Consider the following 22323-nt stretch of genomic DNA (forward strand, 5'->3'; position numbering starts at 1 on the left):
GGAATTAACCTTTGAACTGAAAACTGACAACTTATCTACCCCTACTTGGTTTTGCCGTAAAAAATTCCCTTGTAAGAATTTTCGAATAATGAAAATGCCATGCTATTCTGAGCTATCCCTTGAACCAATATGTAAAATCAACTGTTTGAATTTTCCTTTAAGCTAGATAAATTCGGCATTTCTATGAAATATCGTAATTAATTCTAAAAATATGCTTGAAAATTCTTACAACCCAGCTTAGGTTTAGGTATTGTATATTTCTGTATCTAAGAATTTTATTGATACAGATATATCCAAAGGTTCTAAAAGATAAATACGCCGAGACATTCAAACAACTTCAGAATCTAAATCATTTAAAGATATCGATCTTTTGAGATTAGGTTTAAGTATTATAAAAAAATTGTAGCTAAATTACAGTTTTAGGGTATAATGCGGGCGTTTAGTGTAGATTTGAGTATTCTTGAAAACTTTCGGTCGGCAAAACAGATTAGTGTTGTAGTAGGAAGTAGAAGGTGAGGATTCCCCTAGACTATTATCGTATTCTGGGCTTGACATCGCAGGCTACGTTTGAGCAGATTCAACAGACTCATCGTGATCGCGTTCTTTCTATGCCACGTCGAGAATATTCTGACGCCGCGATCGCCTCTAGAAAGCGAATCATTGATAGTGCTTACGCTTTACTGTCAGATCCAGCTCGACGGCGTGACTATGATGCTAGCGTTGCCTTAGAGTTGGAAGAACAAGCTGCCGATCCCGATCGAAAAACAGAACGCAGCGACTCTGTATCCACTGAACTCGAAATAGAGGATCAAGATTTACCTGGGCTCCTCCTCCTGCTTCACGAGCTAGGTGAGTACGAACAGGTTTTAACCATCGCTCAGCCATACTACGATCCCGACGCGATCTCTTTTCAATCAGTACGCGTATCGCGCGATCCCGACGTTACGCTGACTGTAGCCCTCTCTTATTTAGAAGTGGGCAGAGAAAATTGGAAGCAGGGACAGTATGAAAGTGCTGCTCAATCTTTAGAGTCTGGGCAAGAACTCTTACTCAGAGAAGGTCTATTTTTGAGCGTGCGGAGTGAAATTCAAGCCGATTTGTTTAGGCTCCGCCCCTATCGCATTCTAGAACTGTTAGCTGCGTCTGATAGTAAAGTTGCCGAGCATCGTCAAGGCATGTTGCTGCTCCAAGAAATGCTAGAAGCCCGCAGAGGCATTGATGGCACGGGCAACGACTCCTCTGGGTTGGGAATTGATGATTTTCTCCGCTTCATTCAACAGCTACGTGGCTACATGACTGCTTCCGAGCAGCAAACCCTATTCGAAGATGAAGCCCGTCGTCCTTCTTCGGTAGCAAGCTACCTCGCCGTCTATGCTTTGATTGCACGCGGGTTTTCGCAACGCCAGCCTGCATTGATTCGACGCGCCAAGGGGCTATTGGTTAAGCTCAGCGTCAAACAGGATATTTATTTAGAGCAAGCAGTTTGTGCTTTGCTACTGGGACAAACCGAAGAGGCAAGTAATGCCCTTGAAAAAAGCGGTGAGCGCGAGCAGATTGCATTTATTCGGCGTAACTCAGAGGACTCTCCAGACCTACTGCCGGGGCTTTGTTTATACAGTGAGAGATGGCTACAAGAAGAGGTCTATCCTCATTTTCGCGATCTGATCAATCAAGTTGTTTCCTTAAAAGATTATTTTGCTGACGATCAGGTGCAGTCCTATTTAGAGGAGTTGCCTAGCACCAACGGGCTTGGTAATTCAGATTGGACCATGCCCACTTTTTCTAGCCGCATCACAACCACAGCAGATACTCCTTCCTCTGAACATGCCGAGGGAAATGAGTATTCCTTGCCATTAGATGGGCGCACTGCCTCTAGAGTTGGTTCTAGAGATGACTCTCGTTTTGAGACTCAGCCTGAGCGCAGACCAGAGCCCAAGGTTCCAGCCTACACAGCCGAGCGAACAAGCCGTTTAGGTCGGACTTCTCTATTGGATCGACCCGCCGATCTCGATCGCAAGGCAAATGTACATAGTAATACGCGTACCCTACCTCCCTTACCCAAACATAAGGAAAGTTCTCGAGAGAATGCCAAGCAAGGCTTGAGAGAGCGTGCCAGAGAAACTAAAAAGCCCTCTGCAACCTCACGTTCCAGAAAAGTTAAGCCTCAAAGGTTTATCTTATTGCTTTTGATTGTCTTTGGCGTTATGGGTGGGTTGATCGGACTATCCGTTTGGGCATGGAAATCTCTCACTAGCCCACCGAAAGCAGAGTCAGTGGTGAGTATGGAGCGTTCCTTAGCCCCCCTGCTGACATCAGCCAAATCAGAGGGTTTAACGGTGACAGCAAAGCCAGGCCCTATGGATAAAGATATTGCCGTAAAACTGATCGAGTCATGGCAGTCAATCAAATCTAAGGCATTGGGAAATGCTTACGATACAGAGGCTTTAACTAGCATTCTAACTGAACCTGTTTTAGCTGACTGGAAGTCTCGGGCAAAGGAATTGAAATCAAGCAACTCTTATTTGCAATATATCTCTAAGCCAGCAGAGGTTGTGAAAGTCACTCCCGATGGCGACGATCGCGCTAGGGTAACAGCAAAAGTTTCTGAGACGCGCAACTACTTCAACAATGGCAACCTCGATGCCAGTGCCTCTAAGTCTGATACGAGCTACTTGGTAGAATATGATTTTGTGCGTAAAGATGATAAGTGGCTGATTCGAGATATGCTCGTTTCTGAGTAAATCTGGCACAGCATGAAATTTAGTGAATTACTAGCAAAGTTAGGTATCGATCTAACCGAGGTTGGAGCGGATTTTAGCAACGGCGATCCCAAAATTTCTGGCGTAGCAACCCTTGCGGATGCTACAGCTAGCGATCTGGGCTTTCTAGAAAATAATCTCTTTTTTCGACAGGTAGCCGAAACAAACGCTGCTGCTTTAATTATTGGTGACGAGCCAGAGGCGATCGCGTTGGTGAAATCTCGTTCTATTCCCCATGTCGCAGTGCGTCAGCCCCGTTTGTTGTTTGCAAAGGCGATCGCCTTATTTCACCCCCCTTACCTCCCAGATCCCAGCATTCACCCCAGTGCAACGATCGCACCTGATGTCCAATTAGGTGAATCTGTCTATATTGGAGCCCATGTTGTAATCGGTGCGGGTTGTCAGATTGGATCGCATGTCTATATCTATCCGAATGTCACTATTTATGAAGGTGTGAGCATTGGCGATCGCACAGTACTCCATGCCAATTGTGTAATTCATGCTCGTAGCGTCATCGGCGATCGCTGCACGATCCATAGTGGGGCAGCAATCGGCTCTGAAGGCTTTGGGTTTGTACCCAGTTCTGATGGCACTTGGACAAAAATGCTACAAGTGGGGCGCACCATCCTAGAAGATGATGTAGAGGTTGGCTGTAATGCTGCGATCGATCGCGGTGCTCTAGGTGATACCCACATAGGGCGAGGCACTAAGATTGACAACCTCGTTCAAATTGGTCATGGTTGCAAGACCGCTGAGAACTGTTTGATGGCGGGTCAAGTGGGACTGGCAGGGGGTGTAGAACTAGGTAAAAATGTGATTTTGGCGGGACAGGTTGGCATTACCAACCATATTAAAGTTGGCGATCGGGCTGTGGCGGCAGCGCAGTCGGGGATCGCCCACGATGTAGAAGCTGGCACTCAAGTCATGGGTTACCCAGCGATCCCCGCAAAAACATTTTTTAAGGCTACAGCTGTGTTTCGTCGCTTGCCCGAACTCAATAAAATGGTTAGAGAGTTACAAAAGCAGCTAGATAATTTGGTAGGTAAGTAATTGCCGCATATAGCCATCCTCAATGCGTTGTAATTAATTTGTAGCGCAGGCAAGATGCCTGCAAGGGCTAAAAGCTCGTACTGCATTTACAAGCAATTAAGGAGCGCTATAAGTAATAATTACTAACTGTTATGGACGCTGTTTGATTCATTTATTTCATTTACAAATCACGCAATTTATTTAAGACAAAATGGCAACAGATACACAGACTCCAGAAGAATTATTTCAACAAGGACTAGAGCGATATAAGGCAGGCGAAGAGGCAGGAGTCCTCATTCCTATATTTCAAAAAGTCTGCGATCGCCAACCGAAGGTCGCTAGTAGTTGGATTTGCCTATCATGGCTTTACTTGCTCGATCGAAAGGCAGCCCTTGCTTACAAAACAGCGCTCAAAGCGGTTAAGCTCAGCCCTGAAGATCCCCAAGCTAGGATTAATCTTGCGATCGCAATGCTAGAGACATCTCAAAAAGGCGTGCGAGAACATATTGAGGCAGCGCAAAATTGGATGATGATTTTAAAAGAGATGAAAGAGGAAATTGTTGAGAATTTTGAAGAAGGTAAGCGGCGTAGACCTGACTGGAAAGAGCTTGAACGGGTAGAAAATTGGGTGTTTGAAAACAATACTTAAAATTGATCCCCGAATTGTCAAACTATCCTTAACGCAAGCTTACATATCTTTACTCACAAGCCTGTCTCATGAGTTAAAACTTAACGCAGCCCAGCGATCCCCAGTGCTAGACTAGCTCCATAAAATAAATTTAATAACTAGTTTTCAATGGAGTTTTAATCATGATCGACAACGTAAGAGTTAGACCCGACACCCGTAATCACAAAGGCTTTTTCGTTTTAGAATCTTCTTATAAATTGATGGATATCGATCAAAATGGTTGGGCGCTGATTTGCCTTGACGATCATATGTGTCATTACGTAGATCCTGACGATCTAAAAATGCCAAGAGGCTGGAAAAAAATGCAGAGTGAAAAGGCGGTAAGTGCCTAACTTAATAAGGTATGTTTATCTGCTTTTCATCGGATTTCTTTGGTTCAATTCGTCACTTAAAAATATGGTTTGGCATTTGAGTTTAGTCGTGCCAAACCATATTTTTTTGCTCTCAACCTATCGCTTTAAGTTCTAAACTGCGCCATAGATACCACAAAGCGATCGAGCAATAGGGTTTCCAATTTTGAGCAAGAGCTTCTATTTGATTTTTATTGGGTAGCTCGTCCAATCCATCCACTTTTTTGATGCCCATGCGAATGCCTAAATCATCAACAGGCATGACATTTAAGCGATACATCCGAAAGATTAATAGCATCTGTACCGTCCCATTCCCTTGACCTCCGTCAGAATTTTGACGATCGCTTCATCATCCATTTTCTCTAGTTCCACGAGATTCGGTAACCCATCGATTACTTTTTGCGATAAATCCTTGAGGTATCCAATCTTTGCTCGCGAAATTCCCACTGCTCGTAAAGCATCATTTTCAGTATTCAGAATATCTGTAGCATATGCCTCTCTCCACCTATTTACCTCGATCGGCGTCCTACTTAACCTATGCAACCAGAGAAAAACTAGATTAGAATATTGGCGTAGTTACCGTCCTCGATACCCCTGCTATGGCTCGAAGCTCTAAAGCCTCTACTCCTACTTCTACTACTTCTAAGAACAACCTTGGACTTTCAGATCTTCGTATTCGCCTAAATTTCTGGGAGAAGGAGAACGAAAAACTAATCAAGCAAATCGAGACAAACCGAACCAAATTGAATAATCTGAACAACAGCATTAAAGAGGTTGGGATTCAGATAGCACAGCGGAGCGCTCCTTTGCGGCAAAAAATCTTAGAACTGGATAGCCAAATTCATGGCCTATTCAACGAGATTTTCACTGGCAGAAAATTGGGTAAGAAGTCACGTCAAGACATTGAAACAGTGTACTTTCATCTTCAGGCAGATGGGGTCATAAGCCCTAAACACGCTCCTATACATACAGGTTATACAAATGCCGAGCCTGATGATAAAACGGATTGGAGGGATCGTGAAGAGCGATACGATCGCCAAATTGAACCAGATGTTCCTCAGCCAGACCGAGACGAGCTAAAAAAGATCCGCCAGCTCTTTTTACGTTTAGCGGACTGTTTTCATCCTGATAAAGTGATGGATGAAGCTGAGAAAGAATATCGTACAGAGGTAATGAAGGAAATCAATCTAGCCTATCAAAATGGAGATTTGGCAAGGCTTTTGGCAATTGAAAAGCAGCAAGAGATAGGTGAAGTGATTAACCGTGATAGCTCTGACGATCTGACGCGACAATGTGTCAGAGTAGAAGCAGATCATGCTTTTCTCAAAAAGCAACTTGACAATTTAAAGCTTCAACTGAAACTGACTAAAAATACACAGCAAGGAGAAATAACTGCTGTTTTTAAAAAAATCGCAAAATATGGTGGCGATCCGATTGGGGAAGCCTTGAGTGAAATGGAGGCTCAAATTGAAGTCATCGCACAACTGCACCAGTTTATCGTCGATTTTCGCGATCGCCGTATGACGATCAAAGAGTTTTTGAGAGGTCCCACGGCATTTTTGCCACAACAGGAGATGGATCTGTCCGAAGAGGAAATGCTGTTTGAATTTTTGTCGCGATATTAGCGATCGGAGATGATATGACATTCGTTCCCAGAACGAACGATCGCTTGGGATAGATGCCCGTCCCCCCATGAACTACAAACCATCCAAGCATAGAGCTAGAAATTTTTTGAGCGACGAAACTCGCTTACGACTTGTTTGGGATCTTTCTTTTCGCCATCGACTAGATAGTTCAATCTTTGCATATCCTGTTCCGTGATTTTTCCTGCCAACGTATGGAAGACACGATCGAGTTCGGGATACTTGGCGATCGCTTCTGCACGCGTTACGATTGCGGCTTCGTAGGGAGGGAAGTATTGCTTGTCATCTTTTAAGATGACTAAATCTAAGGTAGGAATCACGCCATCCGTAGAATTCCCTGCAACTAAATCCACTTGTTTCTCGGCGATCGCGCGATAGAGCAGCCCTAAATCCATCGATTTTGGAGCTTCGGCAAAGGTTAAGCCATAGGTTTTCGCTAGTCCTGGTAGACCGTCAGCGCGATCGATAAATTCATAGCCAAACCCCGCGCGCCATTTTGGCGTATACTTCCCAACTTGAGAGAGGGTGGTGATATTGAACTGCCGCGCATCCTGACCGCGAATGATAATGGCGAAAGTATTGTTAAATCCCAAGGGTTCCGACCATTTCAACTGAAATTGTCGAGCATATTGCTGTTTGACGGTTTCGGAGACTTGGCGAGGATTGGTAATCGGTGGCAGTTTGAGAATTGCCGTAAAAGCCGTACCCGTGTATTCAGGATAGATATCAATTTCCCCTGCAATTATGCCTTGATGGCAGATAAACGTACCACCCAAATTTAAGCGTCGCTCTACCTTGATATCTGTCTTGGCTTCTATTTCTTGGGCAACCAATTCGCCTAAAATCACCTGTTCTGTAAAATTCTTAGAGGCAACAACGACTCGTTTCTCTTTATTCGCACCACAGCCAATCAGACTTACCGAGAGAAGTAAGCCTAAAAACGCATAAGACAGAATTTTTTTCATGGTTAGCTGACGACCTTCAGTTTTTTCTCAATCCATCCTATGCCCAAATCGGCAAGTAATGCCATCAAAGCTGAAGGCACAGCTCCCGCTAGGATTAGAGGATTATCTACCGTGGCAAGTCCGCGAAAGATAAATTGCCCCAAGCCCCCTGCGCCAAATCCGCCCGCGATCGCAGCGACACCCACGCAAATCACGATCGCTACCCGCACCCCCGTTAGAATCGTACTCATCGCCAGAGGCAACTCCACCTGCGTCAATAACTGCCACTGGGTCATACCCATGCCTTCGCCCACTTCTAAAATCGATTTGTCGATCGCTGAAATCCCCACATAGGTGTTTTGCATTATCGGTAGCAGGGCATAAAGCACGAGGGCAATAATCACCGATCGCACCCCAATCCCCAAAGGAATCAGGAAGCCCAAGAGCGCTAATCCCGGAATTGTTTGAATGATATTCGCCGTTCCGATCGCGATCGCTTTAAATTTTGGATGCCTCACGGTCAGGATGCCCAAGGGAATACCGATTAGAATGGCAATGCCACAAGCGATCGCCACGAGCATGAAGTGTTCCCAACTTCGCTGGGCAATTTCTGCACCGTATCTTGAGAAGAATTCACTCAGATTCATAGTTCTCCATATTCAACGAGTCTCGCAGTAAGCGCACGGATTCCATAAATGCACGAACTTCTGGAACCTGCGATCGCATTAAGTCGGCTTTTGTCGCGATCGCTAAGAGTTTGCCTGCGTCCATAAACCCAATGCGATCGCCTAGCAAAAAGGCTTCTTGAATGTCATGGGTAACAAAAATGACGGTTTTTCCCAATTGTTTCTGGAGTTGTTTGAATTCTCTCTGGATCTCTAGGCGCGTAATTAAATCTAAGGCTCCAAAGGGTTCGTCCATCAGCAGCACGGGCGGATCGGCGGCTAAGGCTCTGGCAACGCCAACCCTTTGTCTCTGTCCACCTGAGAGTTCGTGGGGATAGCGGTTCGCAAACTGTTCAGCATTCAATCCCACCAATGCTAGGAGTTCGCACACGCGGTTGGCAATCTGCTGACTCTGCCAGCCTAAAAGCTTGGGAACCAAACCAATATTCGCCTCTACAGTAAAATGAGGAAAAAGTCCCGTCTCTTGGATGGCATAACCCGTCTGTCGCCGCAGTTGAATCGGATTCCATTCATTTGTAGAGATACCATCTACCAGCACCTTCCCTTGAGAGGGCAGCAGTAACCGATTAATCAGTTTTAAGGTGGTCGTTTTGCCACAGCCACTCTCTCCCAAAAGCGTAACGATTTCTCCCTGTTCCACTTCAAAACTAAGATCGGAAACCAAATCGCGGCGATCGAGTTGATAGGATACGTTGCGGAATTCGATGGCTTTTGGCATGATTTAGCGATCGTCGGTAGTTTGAGTATCATACAATTTGGCGAGCCTACTGGCGGCTTGTTGATAGCGAGACACTAATTCTGGTGGGTTTCTGACTTGAACGCTATCCATAAATCGATTGAGCCACCGACAAAATTCGTTGAGCGATCGCGGTGGTAGGTTAATGGCGTAATCAAGATAATCTTTGCCCTTTTTGCCGATTTTTTGAAAGGGATGGCGATTTTCTCCTTCTTGAATGAAGGCGATCGCAGGCTCAAAGAAACGAACTTCAATTCGCATATATTTAAGCATTCCTTGTTTCTCTAAAGCTTGTTCTTCGCGATCGCCTAGATATAAGCCCCAACCCTTGTGCAGTAGATCGTGAGCGATTTTAAGACTGTGTTTTTGTAGTTCGATATCTCTTGGCGTACCGATGGGTTGTACGTAGTCTCTAAAGCGATCGATGCGTTCGATTTCTATATGCCGATCTTCTATATATTCGTACAACAAGTACCACGCAATATCGTGGTAGAGCAGTTGTAAAGGAATGACCTGTATATAGCTAATGTTTCCTGCGTAGGGATCGGCATGACGATAGAGTTCGATCGCTTGCCCGTTGTAAATTGCAGTTTCGATCGCATCGAGGCAGCTAAATAAATTATGCCGATTGGTTGGCTTGGCAAGCATTTCATCGGGGTTTGTATAAATTATGGCGCGGTCGATCTGCGATCGAACGGGATAGAGCAAGTCTTGAGCCGTTGTCTCTTGCAGTCCTCTGAGTTTGTTTTCGAGATCGCGATAGATGCGAATGGCTTGCGGCGATCGCTGGTAAGTTGCCATAGAGGCGAGGGCATTCATAGCGACTTGAAGTTCGGGAATGGTCATGGCTCCTGTGCCCAGAAAGTAGCCCCAGCGGTAAATATGCTGGCTGAGAATGCCGTATTTTCGCAGTGTCACGAGGTCTTTGCGGAGGGTGGGAATGGCGTAGTCAGTCAGGGGAATTTGGTATTGCTGGGCAACTTCGCAGACTTTTTGACGCACAGCTTCGAGGGCTTGGTGATGAGTGCCTGTTTTTTTACCGAGGCGATCGGGACAGCCAACACCAGGATGATGGACAAATGTTGCAATCAATAGCAGCAACCGCTCAAAGGCACTAAGATCGCTATAGGGATGGAGTTGGCTGGGTTTAGGCATAGACTAAATTTTAGTGAGAAAATGCCAATATTTAAACAGGGTAGCATTTGTGTGTCTCTATGCTTGCTATATATAGATCTTAGGTAAATTCTAAAAATATTGAGAATTTCATGTACTTTACAGGTTTTCCCTGCTACATTGCTAAAACAAGTATGTTTTAAGGGGCGTGTCTGCTATGCCTGAAAAGTTGCTTACAAATCGTGAAGGATCTGATGCGAGTTCAACCGCATGTATTTACACTGCGATTAGCTTTGCGCCTGTGCAAGGCTTTATCGAAAAATCTCGCAAGTTACGAGATCTCTATGGTGCTTCGCAAATTCTCTCGTACTTAAGTTGGAAGATCGTCTGTGCTGCTAATAGTAAAAATTGTGAAGTGATTTCACCTGCGATTGCTGAGGATGATTGCACTAACGTGGCAAGTGTTGACATTGTACAAGGAATGCCAAATCGGATTTTGATTAAAGGCGATTTTTCCTGTAATGATGCGCAAAAGGCTTTGATGGTGGGCTGGAAAGAAATTATTGAGGCTTGTCGTAAATGGCTTGGCGATAATTTGGGAATAGATGATTCTAATTCTAGCTGGGCAAATTCTTGGACAAGATGGAAGATTCACGCTTGGGAAGTATTTTGGGGAGGTGGTGACAGTATCGAGTCAGCCATGCGAGATTTGGAAACTCGTAAGTTACGGCGTGGCTGGACTGTCCCAAATTGGAATGGAGAAAGTTCTAGTTTGTCTGGGCATGATGCGATCGCTTATCCAAACATGGATCGGCAGATTACTCCTGATAACAAACGTAATGAAGGGCTTGAGAAGAAAGAGATTGATAATTTTTATGTAAAACTTGCCAATGCTCTAGAAAACAGTAAAAACGAAGATGAGCCTAAATTTCTTGACCCATCAGAAAAGTTGAGTATTCCTGAATTGATTAAGCGCTTGGTGACTCATCATCAAGTAGTTAAAGATCTTCCTAAATTTCCTCGTACCAAGCGATTTAGCGAACTACTTCGCAAAGAAGATGATGACGAGAAAGCCAAACGTGGTTATTGGACTGGTTGGTTTATGGGTGATGGTGATAAAGTTGGCGATCATCTGAAGTCCTTAACTGAAGCCCAAGATGTTAGCAATTTTAGTCAAGCATTGCGAACTTGGGGTAAGCAGTTTCAAGATGGTTTCCATCGTGAGCGCTTAGGACGTGTAGTCTACGCAGGTGGTGACGATTTTTTGGGTGTTATGTATGGTATTAGAAATGGGACAGAAGAAGAAAAACAAAGAAAAGGAACTGAAGCGATTGATTGGTTGATCGCGATGCATCAAGATTGGCAATCTAGCAATCTAGAAATTAATCTCAGTGTTGGCTTTGTGTGGGCGGGGCATAGTGTACCCCAGCGTGATGTGTTGCAGCATTGTCGCGAAGCTGAAAAATTGGCTAAGAGTTTAGGGCGCGATCGCGTGACGATTCGGGTTTTGTTTAACAATGGGCAGTTTGTGCAGTGGACTACGCCTTGGGAGTATTTGAAATGGTTGAAGGACTATCGCGATCGCAATGACAATACTGGCAAAGATGCAAATTGGAGTCATGTGTATACCGATCTGGCACAACTCAAAGCTCGTCACGCGATTCCGCCTGCAACTGCTGAAACAGCTAATGATGCGATCGCGCTTAATTTATTTGGGTTGTATTTCGGTGAAGACAATCGGGAAATTCTCTCTCAACAACGCGGACAAATCACTGGGTCTGAAGATCCCAAATCGATGATCGAATGGATTGACGGCATGATTAAAGTGGGGTGGCAGTTATGTTCAAATTCCTAATAGTGATTCGTCCGTTGGGTTTGCTCTATGGCAGTGCTGGCGCATTTCTGTCTCCTGAAAACTTAGTTGGACGCTCTGGCGCAAAATTTCCACCTGATGCGGGAACGCTTTCGGGCTTGATTTTGGCAACGAACCAAGAGCAGAAGTTTACCGAGCATCAAGAGCTAAAAACTAATCTGGCTGTAGCTGGAGCATTCTGGGCGGAGTCAGATAATCCTGAAAACTTCTTTGTGCCAATTCCGCGATCGCGCATTGTGGGTGAGAAGAATAAGGACTTTGATGAATGGGTGCTAATCAATAACAAATGGGAGCGTCAACATCCCGATCTCGATCCTGAATATCAATGGCAGAGTATCAACTCTTGGCACAAGCAAACCCCACAGCTAAAACGTCCTGAGAAAGGCAAGTTGAATGATGTTGCCAAAACTCCTTGGGAATTTATGCCGATTTTACATCCCTATCTCAAGGATGATGAGAAACATGTGCGCGATCGCGATGGACTATTTTTAGAGAATGCGGTGCAGATGCGTGAAGATAGCTGTTTGGTGTATCTCTCGACGCATAAATTGCCTGATGGATGGTATCGCTTTGGTGGTGAAAATCACATTGTGGAAATCACCAGTCAGGCAATTACAGAGCATAGTTCGATCTGCAAGTTACTGAAGCAAAAAATTGGGCGGAGTTTTGCGCTGATTACGCCTGCGGTGTGGGGAAGCAATAATCTATCAACTCGCTATCCTAACGATGTTCGCTTTAGTAACAAGCGTCCTGAGATGCTGACCGATCGCCCTGAGCCTTGGCGTTATCGCGTGGGTAAGGGTGATGCTCAAAACAAACGCGCCAGTAAGCTGAGCATTGGTCGCTATGCTGTGCCTGTGGGAACGGTTTATGTGGTCAAACATCCCCTCGATCTCACTTGGTGGGAATTCCCGCCTGAGTGGTTTGCGTCAGGTGAGGGGCTACCGTTGCGGCAGTTTGGTTGTGGGTTGTGTTTACCTGTAGAAATCAAAATCGAGCCTAAAGTTGAGCCTAAAGTTGACCAAAAAAATTAAACAAAAAGGAGAGGATTAATGTACAAAAAAGCCTATGGAATTATTGAAACCCTTGCGCCTTTGCATGTTGGCGCTGCCGCAGGTGAGGAGTCTGGTAATCTCAATTTGATTTTTCGCGATCAATTTACGCAGACGGGGATTATTGCGGGGAGTTCGATTCGTGGACGCTTTCGGGCGGATATGCGCGAGACGGAAAAGGGTTTAGAGAATACATGGTACGGGCATGAATCTGTGGATGGCAGACCTGATGGCGGGACTACGGAAGCGATCGTTAAATTTGAATATGCGTCGCTGGTTTGGTTGCCTGTTTTTTGTCCCGGACAGCCTGTAGTTTGGATTAGTTGCCCAAGATTGCTTAAGCGTTACAAACTAATTACTGGTTGCGAAGCGCCTATTCCTAAGCCTTACACGGCGGCGAAAACTCTGCGGGGGCGTCAAATTAGCGATCGCGGTACTGCTAAGCAAATCCTATTTTTCAACCTTGGATTTATGGAAATCGAGCAGCAAATCGAATCCGAGGCAATGCAGAAATGGGTTCCTCAAGGTGTAGATCTGGCGGTTGAGAGTTTGGTGGTGGTTGCAGATAATGATATTGCGATGTTACATGACATGGCTTTGTATCGCCAGAGTCGCATCAAGATGATGGACGACATGAAAAAGGTAGATGGAGGAGCCTTTTTTAACGTTGAGGCTTTGCCAGAGGGCAGCGTTTTAATATTTCCGATCGCTTTAAAAGAGAAAGGTTGGAAACCTTTTGGTAACAATGCTTCGCAAGATATGTATTTCGGTGGGTTGGAATCGGTTGGCTTTGGTCGTTGTAATGTCACACTTGCAGGAGCGTATCAGTAATGGCTTGGAAAACCTATGATTTGGATCGCATTGCTCAGAAGCTAGTTCTAAATGCGAAAGAACGCGATAAGGATTCTTTGGGGCAAGCCTTTAAGATGCGTGTAGCTGTGGCTTATGGTTTGGAGCGTTTCTGGGGTGAGCATTTGCGCTTGCAAGGTACTCCTAAGGGGACTTACTGGAAAGAGACATGGGAGCAACTTGTGGCAGTGATGGCAAAAGCAGGTGTGAAAATTCCTAACGATCCTGTAAAAGCCGAAGATGCTAAGGCTGTCCGAGCGATGGCAGAAAGGCTGTGGAAAGAGGTAGACATCCAAGATCAACGGGTGGCGATGGCTGTGCTAACGCAACTTTGCGACTGTTTGGTTTGGTGGACTCAGCGCTATAAGAAAAAATAGTTTTTAGGGACTAGAAAAAATGTCAAATATTCCCGATGCATATGAAAAAGTGCCGATGATGTTTCAGGCGCAAACGAATGGGCGATGTCAATTGCAGCGCCTTGATACAGAGCGTAAAGCAGATCCGAAAAAAAATAAACCTAGAGAACCTCAAGATGCGGAAATTTGGGCTGAAGAATGGACAAGTGAAACTTATCCTGTTGCGCCAATATTTGAGAAGCCAGTCAAAACGCAAGAATATACGATTAGCTGGCGATTTGTGACAAATTCAGGTCAGGATGATGGCGTGATTCGTCCTGTCATTGGTGCGTCTGGCTATCCCTTTTACCCCGGTTCGAGTATGAAGGGAGCTTTTCGTCAGGCTTGCAAGCGCTTATTTAGCGATCGCCTTGGTAAATATTGTGGACAGGAAATCTCTAAAGGAGACTTCTCTCCAGGGATTTTGCGCTTTCATGGTGGTTATCCTATAGACGATAGTTGGACTGATGGGTTAGTTGATTTGGTACATCCACAGCAGCCACGTCAAGTGATGGATAGTAGTAGAACTAGTGCTTTTATCCAGATTTCACTGTATCAACCCACAATTCAGTTTGGGATTTCGGCTTCAGAGGAACTTGATGAATCTGAGTGGGAGGAGATCTGGCAAATTTGGGAAGCGGCGTTGGGGCGTGGGATTGGCTGTCGGGTCTCCGCAGGCTACGGTCATCGCGATCAATTAAAGGGTGAGTTGTTGTATCCGCCGCATCTGTTGAAAGGACAAGGGATGGCATCAAAGCGCTTAGATGAATCTGGCGAGTTTCGCCCCAATATTTTTCGGGCGGCAATTCGCGGTCATGCCTTGCGGATTTTTGGCGGTTTGACAGATGCAGAGAAAGCAAAAATAGAAGTTGAGAGACTTTTTGGTGGAGTCTCAGGTGGGGGGACTTGGGGCTTGCTGGCTATGAACTTTGTTACTAAGCAAATAGATGAAAAAATATTTGGGAATGGACAATGGGAAGTACCGAGTTATGAGGTCGAAGGCGAGCTTGGTTGGTTGTTATCACAAGAAATCTCAGAAGTGCATAAGATTGCTTTAAAAAATTTGATTCTGCACTTAAACCAATTTGCAATGATTTTTGGTGGGTTTGGTAAATCATGGCGTAGAGCCGATCACCGATTGTTTTATGAGGAATATTACGAAGATAACAATTATAGAAAGCCACTAATTGGATGTCATTGGCAATGGAAAAAGCTTTATGGACGCGATGTTCAAGTCTATAATCTAAAACAGATTTCCACGTTTTTGAACAAGTTGCAAGAGGCAGCTAGGGTTTGGTTAGGTTTGCAAGACGTGAATCTTGGGGAAAGTTACGCGGGAGGTTGGCGTGAGGCATGGCACGCGGACAAGGTGCAAGTTTGGGGAAGGATTGCAGGCGATCGCGATAGTTCAGAAGCAATTCATTGGCTGCATAAGCCCTATCAGAATAGAGATACTACGGCGCATATTCCAGAATTATTAATTAAAGGTTCATCTGTCACTGGTAAGATGGGGCAGATTGGACGATTGTGGCATCGGATGTATCCTTTGAAAAAGTTAGTTCCCGATCCAAAAGATTCCACGAAAAAGATCGTAAGACATACCGAACAATATATTGAACTATTGACAATTTTCCCTGATAAATATGACAAATGCTTAGATTTTCTTGATTTCTTGGCTGAAGATGGACGATTTCAACAACTATGGGGAAAGCCTTGGGAAATAGAATAGGGTTGTGCATACACTCTCATAGCGTAAAACTATAAAACTATGGCTTACAGTGATTTTACGGTTGAACAGATTATAGATAAGTTCTCTCTCCATTTTGTTGAGCAGGACTTATTTTCATCTCAAGAAAGTGTAATTCAGATTAGTAGTTGGTTATTGGAAACCCTTGCGAAAGGTAAAAAGTTTGCGCTCACAACTAGTAGCGAAAAGGCAAAATCTGAGTTTATTATTGCGCCAATTTTGTTAGAGGTGGAGGCGCATTTTTCGACACAGTTGGCTATTTATTCGGGCAAAAACCTTGATAGCGATCGCGATGAGGGACTGGTAGGAGAATGTGATTTTATTCTTGGTAAGGGTTCGACGGCAACTTTTATTAGCACGCCAATTATGGCGATCGTAGAAGCGAAGCGCGATAACTTAGAGAATGGGCTAGGACAATGTGCGGCTCAAATGTATGGGGCTATTCGCTATAACCAAAAGCATGGTGAGACCTTGGATAAGGTTTATGGATGTGTGACGACGGGCAATTTATGGCAGTTTTTGAAATTAGAAAATAAGTTGCTGACTCTTGATAGTAATGTTTTCTATCTCAATGAACTCGATCGGATTTTGAGCTGTTTTAGTAGGATCATCACTGAGTTTCTGTAGTCTCTTTTGTAAATCTTGGAGCTTAAGCAGGATGTCTGTAGTTTGGATTGTGACGACGGGTAATAGTGATGTCAAACTGACAGATAATACTGGCTCGACACATTTGCTGGATAAAAAAGGTGAGCAGTTATATTACTGTGGATTTTCTCTAACACCAGAAAGCAATAGTGATTTATTTACTTTACAAGCGAGAGTAATGGGAATTGTCTATGGTGATGCAATTGAGACTCATTGGGAGCGTTTGACTTTTCCTTTGTTGGATGGATTTTGTCAGGAATTTAAGACTGAGAAAAGGAATAAGCCCGATCGCATTATTGTTTTGCTAACCGATCAGGAGGCGATTTTTGATGCTTACAGTCGTGGTGATGCTGCTTGTCCTTATTGGCAGGATACATATACGCTTCAGCCGATTTTGAAACATTATTTTACGCAAGCATTTGGTGAAAAATTTGCCGATGAGAAGATTGAATTTTCGGTATTGAAGCCGCAGCAAGGGGCGGATGGGTTAGATGATTGGGATGCGACATTGACGCTAGTAAAGGCGGAGTTGGCGAGGTGGGAAGAAAATAAGTGGATTTCTAAGAGCGATCGCGTGATTGTGAGTCATCAGGCAGGAACTCCTGCAATTTCTTCGGCAGTGCAGTTAACTTGTTTGATTCGCTTTGGTAAAAAGGTGGAGTTTCTGGTTAGTAGTGAGTTAGATCCAGATAAGACAAAGTTTTTAAAGGGTTCATCCTATTTTGAGACCTTGCAATTTAAGAAATTAGAGGATTTGCTGGCAAGGGATGATTATGCTGGGGTGGCTAGTGTTGTGGACAGCCTGAATTTAGAAGATTCGGCGCTAAAGGTGAAGTTGGATCATTTGCTCGAACTGGCGAAGTTGTGGAATGCGGCTAAGTTTGATGAGTTTGCTAACAAGATGGGATTGGTAACATCTAGTCGAGTTAGGGAATGGTGGTGGAAGGGCTATGAGATGGCTTATCTGGCTGTGGTGAGGATGAAAAATGGCGATCCGACTGAGGCGCTTTTTCATAGTGTGAGAGCGATCGAGGGGTTGATTTGTGAATGGGCGATCGCAACTCATGCTTCTAATATTCACTACAGTTTCGTTAAACTGGATCGTAATGGCGATCCTGTACTTAATCCAAGAGGTAGTAAAGTTCAAGAATATGATTCTAGGCGTTATCGTGGTGATAAGGAAGGTTCGCCAATTGCAAAGCATACGATTGATTCTAGATTTGAAAATGCTCTGAGGTATCAAAATCAGAAAGAAGATTTAAGCCGTGATAAGCTTGGCTTGTATGGGCGAGTTTTATACACGCTATTTGAATCTACTTTTGAACCGAATTCACGGTTAACAGGTCATCCAATTTCGATTGTTTGGGAACAGTTAGCAGATGAACGCAACGAGTTATTTCATCGGTTAAGGGGAATGACTCCCCAAGAGGTTTATGAGGCTTGGGGTAAAGGGAATCAAGAGGAATGGACAAAGGTTTTACTTGCTTGTTTAAATTTAGTCGCTGGTCAGTCTTTTGTATCCTTAAAATCTGCTAGTTTAATGTCACAGGTGCATAAGGATTTGGAGGAGGTGATTAAGGCGATCGCTTCTTATTAGCTGATGAGTTATTGTCAGTTTTGGCTATCAAAATGAGTCTCCTACTAGCTAGGGGAAGCGATCTATTGGAAACGTTCCAAGTATGAACTCAACGCTTGATCCCATTTGGATCTCCTACATGATAGGGGACGCGATCTATTGGAAACATCGCTAGTAGAAGTTTGCAGAGTGCGAGTGCGGGTGTATCATCTCCTACTCGCTAGGGGACGCGATCGATTGGAAACAAAGCGCGTCAATAGAACGATAGCTACCTTCAGTAAGTGATCTCTCCTACTCGCTAGGGGACGCGATCGATTGGAAACATGAAAACACCCAAACAACACGAGCTGCTTTCTTTTCTCTCCTACTCGCTAGGGGACGCGATCGATTGGAAACCTTGATGTACTTGTTTTCATCTCTGTAGCCATTCAGTCTCTCCTACTCGCTAGGGGACGCGATCGATTGGAAACACAGAAATATCCACAGGCTTGCACATCAGCATGATTTGAACTCTCCTACTCGCTAGGGGACGCGATCGATTGGAAACCCATCCACTCATTAGCAGCTATCTCATCCTCAAAATACTCTCCTACTCGCTAGGGGACGCGATCGATTGGAAACACTCCTATCGTAATTAAATTGTATAGTCTGTAGCCAGCTCTCCTACTCGCTAGGGGACGCGATCGATTGGAAACGAACGAGGGTCATCTTTCACGGTAACTTGGATGGTGTCTCTCCTACTCGCTAGGGGACGCGATCGATTGGAAACTTCTAAATACATAATCCATATTTGTTTATTTCCCCAATCTCCTACTCGCTAGGGGACGCGATCGATTGGAAACAGAGCAAAACTATTTCAGAAGTAAAGCTGCTTCTTTTCTCCTACTCGCTAGGGGACGCGATCGATTGGAAACTCTAGCTCTAGTAAAAACAATTCCCCTAATAGCTCAGGTCTCCTACTCGCTAGGGGACGCGATCGATTGGAAACTCAATATATGAATTGCGACTGGCTTTATTTTGATCAAGTCTCCTACTCGCTAGGGGACGCGATCGATTGGAAACTCTGCTTGGATTTTTTGGCGGCTATCATCGTTTTTGTCTCCTACTCGCTAGGGGACGCGATCGATTGGAAACTTGCGCCAATTTTCAAAGCGCCGTAAAAAGCAATAATTCTCCTACTCGCTAGGGGACGCGATCGATTGGAAACAAAATCCTTGCCGCTAGTTCGTCGCGATTAATCATGGTTCTATTCTCCTACTCGCTAGGGGACGCGATCGATTGGAAACCAGACTTATACTTGTAGTCCACCCAGACCTTGAAGGCATCTCCTACTCGCTAGGGGACGCGATCGATTGGAAACAGTGATGAAAAGCTTGTAGTAGCCATGACAACCATTGTTTCTCCTACTCGCTAGGGGACGCGATCGATTGGAAACGCCCCCGCGCCTTGGGCGACCTGCTTTAAGCATCTCCTACTCGCTAGGGGACGCGATCAATTGGAAACAAGAAGACCATGAAAGCAGGAGTAATGCATGTATATCTCCTACTCGCTAGGGGACGCGATCAATTGGAAACATAAGTGCAGTAGTATATTTAGCTTAGTAGATTGTGTTTCTCCTACACGCTAGGGGACGCGATCAATTGGAAACATACGACCGTCACGACCCGCTGCAAGGCAGTCGTTACAATCTCCTACTCGCTAGGGGACGCGATCAATTGGAAACAGCGACGGGATTCCCCATTCCTTCCCTACTGCCTTTGTCTCCTACTCGCTAGGGGACGCGATCAATTGGAAACATCTTTTTAGCCGATCTGATAGCGTGAATCTCTTTCAGCTCCTACTCGCTAGGGGACGTGATCGATTGGAAACTAATAGTTACCGTCCAGTTTGCCTTCGTTGGTAATCTTCTCCTACTCGCTAGGGGAAGTGATCGATTGGAAATGTGAGGTGATCGGGGCAATTGATAACCGTATCTTGAGATCTCCTATTTGTTAGGGGACGCGATCGATTGGAAACTTACCAAGAGGTATATAGGGAGTATTTCCAATATAAACCTCCTACTCGCTAGGGGACGCGATCGACTGGAAACAGTGAGTTAGCTTGATTCATTAGCCCTACAATGTTATTTCTCCTACTTGCTAGGGGACGCGATCAATTGGAAACATACAAATTGCGGTCACATCCGCAGGCATATCGAGATCTCCTACTCGCTAGGGGACGCGATCGATTGGAAACCTATAAAACGCTAATATTCCATCGCGATAGCTCTCATCTCCTACTCGCTAGGGGACGCGATCGATTGGAAACCGTGCTACGTTGGAGATACCCTTGAGTGTTGCGCACTCCTCCTACTCGCTAGGGGACGCGATCGATTGGAAACTACTCTACTAGGTTGTCACCTTTTGAGTCTTTTCCTTTCTCCTACCCGCTAGGGGACGTGATCGAATGGAAACACAAATACTGATCCGCAGGCTTCACGAACTGAAACAAGTCTCCTACCCGCTAGGGGACGCGATCGAATGGAAACACAAACGTTACATCGTTTTTTGCCTCTTTAGCTGTAAGTATCTCCTACCCGCTAGGGGACGCGATCGATTGGAAACCACATTTGCGCCTTGCCGTGATACTCCTCAAACTCTTGAAGCTTCTCCTACTCGCTAGGGGACGCGATAAATTGGAAACGCCAAGGGGAACCCTTGATTGTCTGGCTTTCATTAATCTCCTACTCGCTAGGGGACGCGATAAATTAGAAACTTATTGACTTTGGCAAATCCCCAAAACCATGCATAAATCTCCTACACGCTGGGGGACGCGATAAATTGGAAATTTCCTATCACCATCAAAATCCATTGTGCAAGCCGATGCCTCCTACTCGCTAGGGGACGTGATCGATTGGAAACAAAACATTAGGAGCGTCAGGAGGTTTTCCATTATTTTCTCCTACACGCTAGGGGACGCGATCAATTGGAAACTTGATATGCTCTAACTGCCACTCAAGATTATTCTTCTCTCCTACACGCTGGGGGACGTGATAAATTGGAAACTCGATGAGCCGTTCTACAATTTTTTTAGTGGATTCTTTCCTATTCTCCTACACGCTAGGGGACGCGATAAAATGGAAATGTGGAACACTCCTCAATTTTGAAGAGCATATCCTCAAGTCTCCTATACGCTATGAGACGCGATCAATTGGAAACAACATGATTGCCATAAACTGAGGCGATAACACTTGGGTATCTCCTACATGCTAGGGGATGCGATAGATTGGAAACTTTCCTGAATACTTCGCGAAGTATCCTGCACATCCTTTACGATCGCCTACACGCTAGGGGACGCGATGGATTGGAAACTCGTAGATTGTGATATGGGTGATCTGTTTAAGTGGCTCTCCTACCCGCTAGGGGACGCGATCGATTGGAAACCTAGTTCTGGAATAGGAGAGGGCATATTGAGGACGCACCTCCTACCCGCTAGGGGACGCGATCGATTGGAAACGTTTAGGCATAGTTCAAACTGAGGCTCTAACCAGTTTTTTTTCTCCTACTCGCTAGGGGACGCGATCAATTGGAAACACAGCCATCCCTGTAAGTACAGCTTTGGCATCATTTGATTCTCCTACTCGCTAGGGGACGCGATAAATTGGAAACTGAGTACCTTCAGTGAATATAACAGGCATGTTTTTGTTCTCCTACTCGGTAGGAGATATGATCGACTGGAAACTTCTAGCGCTTTGCTACCATCTCTACAATCCTCCAAGTCTCCTACCCGCTAGGGGACGTGATCGATTGGAAACCGATGAACAGTACCAAAGTTTGAGAATGTGTCATCGATCTCTCCTACACGCTAGGGGACGCGATCGATTAGAAACGTAAAGTATTCAATACACTGGTCTCCTTTGCTAGTATCTCCTACACGCTAGGGTACGCGATCGATTGGAAACCACCATTGAGCAGACAACCCTTTGCCGTTGAGTAATGTCTCCTACTCGCTGGGGGACGCGATTGATTGGAAACGTAGTGATTAGATACTCTGCGATATCGCAGTCAGGTGTCTCCTACTCGCTAGGGGACGCGATCGATTGGAAACCTGTAGTAATCGACACAAGGTAAGTCTAGCTCAAAATCTCCTACTCGCTAGGGGGCGCGATCGATTGGAAACGTGTATTCGTCCGTGAAGCGCATGTACTCCATGGGGTTCCCCATTCGTTAGGGAAAAACTCCTAAAAAAAGGGAGTAGGT

20 protein-coding genes are annotated in these 22323 nt (G+C 45.0%); 14 read left to right on the forward strand and 6 right to left on the reverse strand.

Annotation, left to right across the window (positions count from 1 at the left end):
• The first annotated feature begins 512 nt into the window (after window positions 1-512).
• From ACP2WE_RS09685 to ACP2WE_RS09700, 4 genes are all read left to right on the forward strand, one after another.
• Window positions 513-2741, forward strand: a complete 2229-nt coding sequence (locus ACP2WE_RS09685; protein ID WP_425215351.1) for an IMS domain-containing protein — start codon at window positions 513-515, stop codon at window positions 2739-2741.
• Between the two features lie 12 nt (window positions 2742-2753).
• Entirely contained in the window at window positions 2754-3809 is a 1056-nt protein-coding gene (gene lpxD / locus ACP2WE_RS09690) for a UDP-3-O-(3-hydroxymyristoyl)glucosamine N-acyltransferase (protein ID WP_425215352.1), read from the forward strand.
• A 190-nt stretch (window positions 3810-3999) separates the two neighbouring features.
• Entirely contained in the window at window positions 4000-4437 is a 438-nt protein-coding gene (locus tag ACP2WE_RS09695) for a hypothetical protein (RefSeq protein ID WP_425215353.1), read from the forward strand.
• A 161-nt stretch (window positions 4438-4598) separates the two neighbouring features.
• Entirely contained in the window at window positions 4599-4808 is a 210-nt protein-coding gene (locus ACP2WE_RS09700; protein WP_425215354.1) for a hypothetical protein, read from the forward strand.
• Window positions 4809-4920: 112 nt separating this feature from the next.
• On the opposite strand, the gene ACP2WE_RS09705 is transcribed toward ACP2WE_RS09700, so the two are convergent.
• Both ACP2WE_RS09705 and ACP2WE_RS09710 read right to left on the reverse strand, forming a co-directional pair.
• The gene (locus tag ACP2WE_RS09705; RefSeq protein WP_425215355.1) at window positions 4921-5124 is read right to left on the reverse strand and encodes a DNA glycosylase family protein; all 204 of its coding nucleotides are present in this window, start codon (window positions 5122-5124) and stop codon (window positions 4921-4923) included.
• Window positions 5115-5273 carry a hypothetical protein gene (locus tag ACP2WE_RS09710; RefSeq protein WP_425215356.1) on the reverse strand — a complete coding sequence of 53 codons (159 nt, stop codon included), beginning with the start codon at window positions 5271-5273 and terminating at the stop codon, window positions 5115-5117. The genes ACP2WE_RS09705 and ACP2WE_RS09710 overlap by 10 nt, the downstream gene beginning before the upstream one ends.
• Before the next feature lie 152 nt (window positions 5274-5425).
• On the opposite strand from ACP2WE_RS09710, the gene ACP2WE_RS09715 reads away from it, so the two are divergent.
• Window positions 5426-6451 (forward strand): molecular chaperone DnaJ, encoded by a 1026-nt coding sequence (locus tag ACP2WE_RS09715; protein WP_425215357.1) that lies wholly within the window; start codon window positions 5426-5428, stop codon window positions 6449-6451.
• Between the two features lie 95 nt (window positions 6452-6546).
• Here ACP2WE_RS09715 and ACP2WE_RS09720 read toward each other — a convergent pair whose 3' ends face one another.
• Genes ACP2WE_RS09720 through ACP2WE_RS09735 form a run of 4 tightly spaced genes read right to left on the reverse strand, consistent with a single transcriptional unit; the run spans window position 6547 to window position 9990 of the window.
• On the reverse strand, window positions 6547-7434 hold the full coding sequence (locus ACP2WE_RS09720; protein WP_425215358.1) for a glycine betaine ABC transporter substrate-binding protein: 888 nt from the start codon (window positions 7432-7434) through the stop codon (window positions 6547-6549).
• Between the two features lie 2 nt (window positions 7435-7436).
• Window positions 7437-8060 (reverse strand): ABC transporter permease, encoded by a 624-nt coding sequence (locus ACP2WE_RS09725; protein ID WP_425215359.1) that lies wholly within the window; start codon window positions 8058-8060, stop codon window positions 7437-7439.
• Entirely contained in the window at window positions 8047-8817 is a 771-nt protein-coding gene (locus tag ACP2WE_RS09730) for an ABC transporter ATP-binding protein (RefSeq protein WP_425215360.1), read from the reverse strand. The genes ACP2WE_RS09725 and ACP2WE_RS09730 overlap by 14 nt, the downstream gene beginning before the upstream one ends.
• 3 nt (window positions 8818-8820) lie before the next feature.
• On the reverse strand, window positions 8821-9990 hold the full coding sequence (locus ACP2WE_RS09735; RefSeq protein ID WP_425215361.1) for a helix-turn-helix transcriptional regulator: 1170 nt from the start codon (window positions 9988-9990) through the stop codon (window positions 8821-8823).
• A gap of 175 nt (window positions 9991-10165) precedes the next feature.
• Here ACP2WE_RS09735 and ACP2WE_RS09740 point away from each other — a divergent pair, with 175 nt between their 5' ends.
• The 9 genes from ACP2WE_RS09740 (at window position 10166) to ACP2WE_RS09780 (ending at window position 20746) form a co-directional block, all read left to right on the forward strand.
• Complete coding sequence (locus ACP2WE_RS09740) at window positions 10166-11803, forward strand: Cas10/Cmr2 second palm domain-containing protein (RefSeq protein ID WP_425215362.1); 1638 nt, start codon at window positions 10166-10168, stop codon at window positions 11801-11803.
• Window positions 11788-12855 carry a CRISPR-associated protein gene (locus ACP2WE_RS09745; protein WP_425215363.1) on the forward strand — a complete coding sequence of 356 codons (1068 nt, stop codon included), beginning with the start codon at window positions 11788-11790 and terminating at the stop codon, window positions 12853-12855. The genes ACP2WE_RS09740 and ACP2WE_RS09745 overlap by 16 nt, the downstream gene beginning before the upstream one ends.
• 18 nt (window positions 12856-12873) lie before the next feature.
• On the forward strand, window positions 12874-13704 hold the full coding sequence (locus tag ACP2WE_RS09750; protein ID WP_425215364.1) for an RAMP superfamily CRISPR-associated protein: 831 nt from the start codon (window positions 12874-12876) through the stop codon (window positions 13702-13704).
• Complete coding sequence (locus ACP2WE_RS09755; RefSeq protein ID WP_425215365.1) at window positions 13704-14099, forward strand: hypothetical protein; 396 nt, start codon at window positions 13704-13706, stop codon at window positions 14097-14099. Before ACP2WE_RS09750 ends, ACP2WE_RS09755 begins: the two co-directional genes overlap by 1 nt.
• Before the next feature lie 19 nt (window positions 14100-14118).
• Complete coding sequence (locus tag ACP2WE_RS09760) at window positions 14119-15846, forward strand: RAMP superfamily protein (protein WP_425215366.1); 1728 nt, start codon at window positions 14119-14121, stop codon at window positions 15844-15846.
• Window positions 15847-15885: 39 nt separating this feature from the next.
• On the forward strand, window positions 15886-16491 hold the full coding sequence (locus tag ACP2WE_RS09765) for a hypothetical protein (protein WP_425215367.1): 606 nt from the start codon (window positions 15886-15888) through the stop codon (window positions 16489-16491).
• A gap of 31 nt (window positions 16492-16522) precedes the next feature.
• Complete coding sequence (locus tag ACP2WE_RS09770; protein ID WP_425215368.1) at window positions 16523-18106, forward strand: hypothetical protein; 1584 nt, start codon at window positions 16523-16525, stop codon at window positions 18104-18106.
• Between the two features lie 1586 nt (window positions 18107-19692).
• Window positions 19693-19860 carry a hypothetical protein gene (locus ACP2WE_RS09775; protein WP_425215369.1) on the forward strand — a complete coding sequence of 56 codons (168 nt, stop codon included), beginning with the start codon at window positions 19693-19695 and terminating at the stop codon, window positions 19858-19860.
• Window positions 19861-20530: 670 nt separating this feature from the next.
• Window positions 20531-20746, forward strand: coding sequence for a hypothetical protein (locus ACP2WE_RS09780; protein ID WP_425215370.1), 216 nt, complete (start codon window positions 20531-20533; stop codon window positions 20744-20746).
• Window positions 20747-22323 lie beyond the last annotated feature (1577 nt).

The organism is Tumidithrix helvetica PCC 7403 (genome assembly GCF_965232925.1).
Lineage (GTDB): Bacteria > Cyanobacteriota > Cyanobacteriia > Pseudanabaenales > Pseudanabaenaceae > Tumidithrix > Tumidithrix helvetica.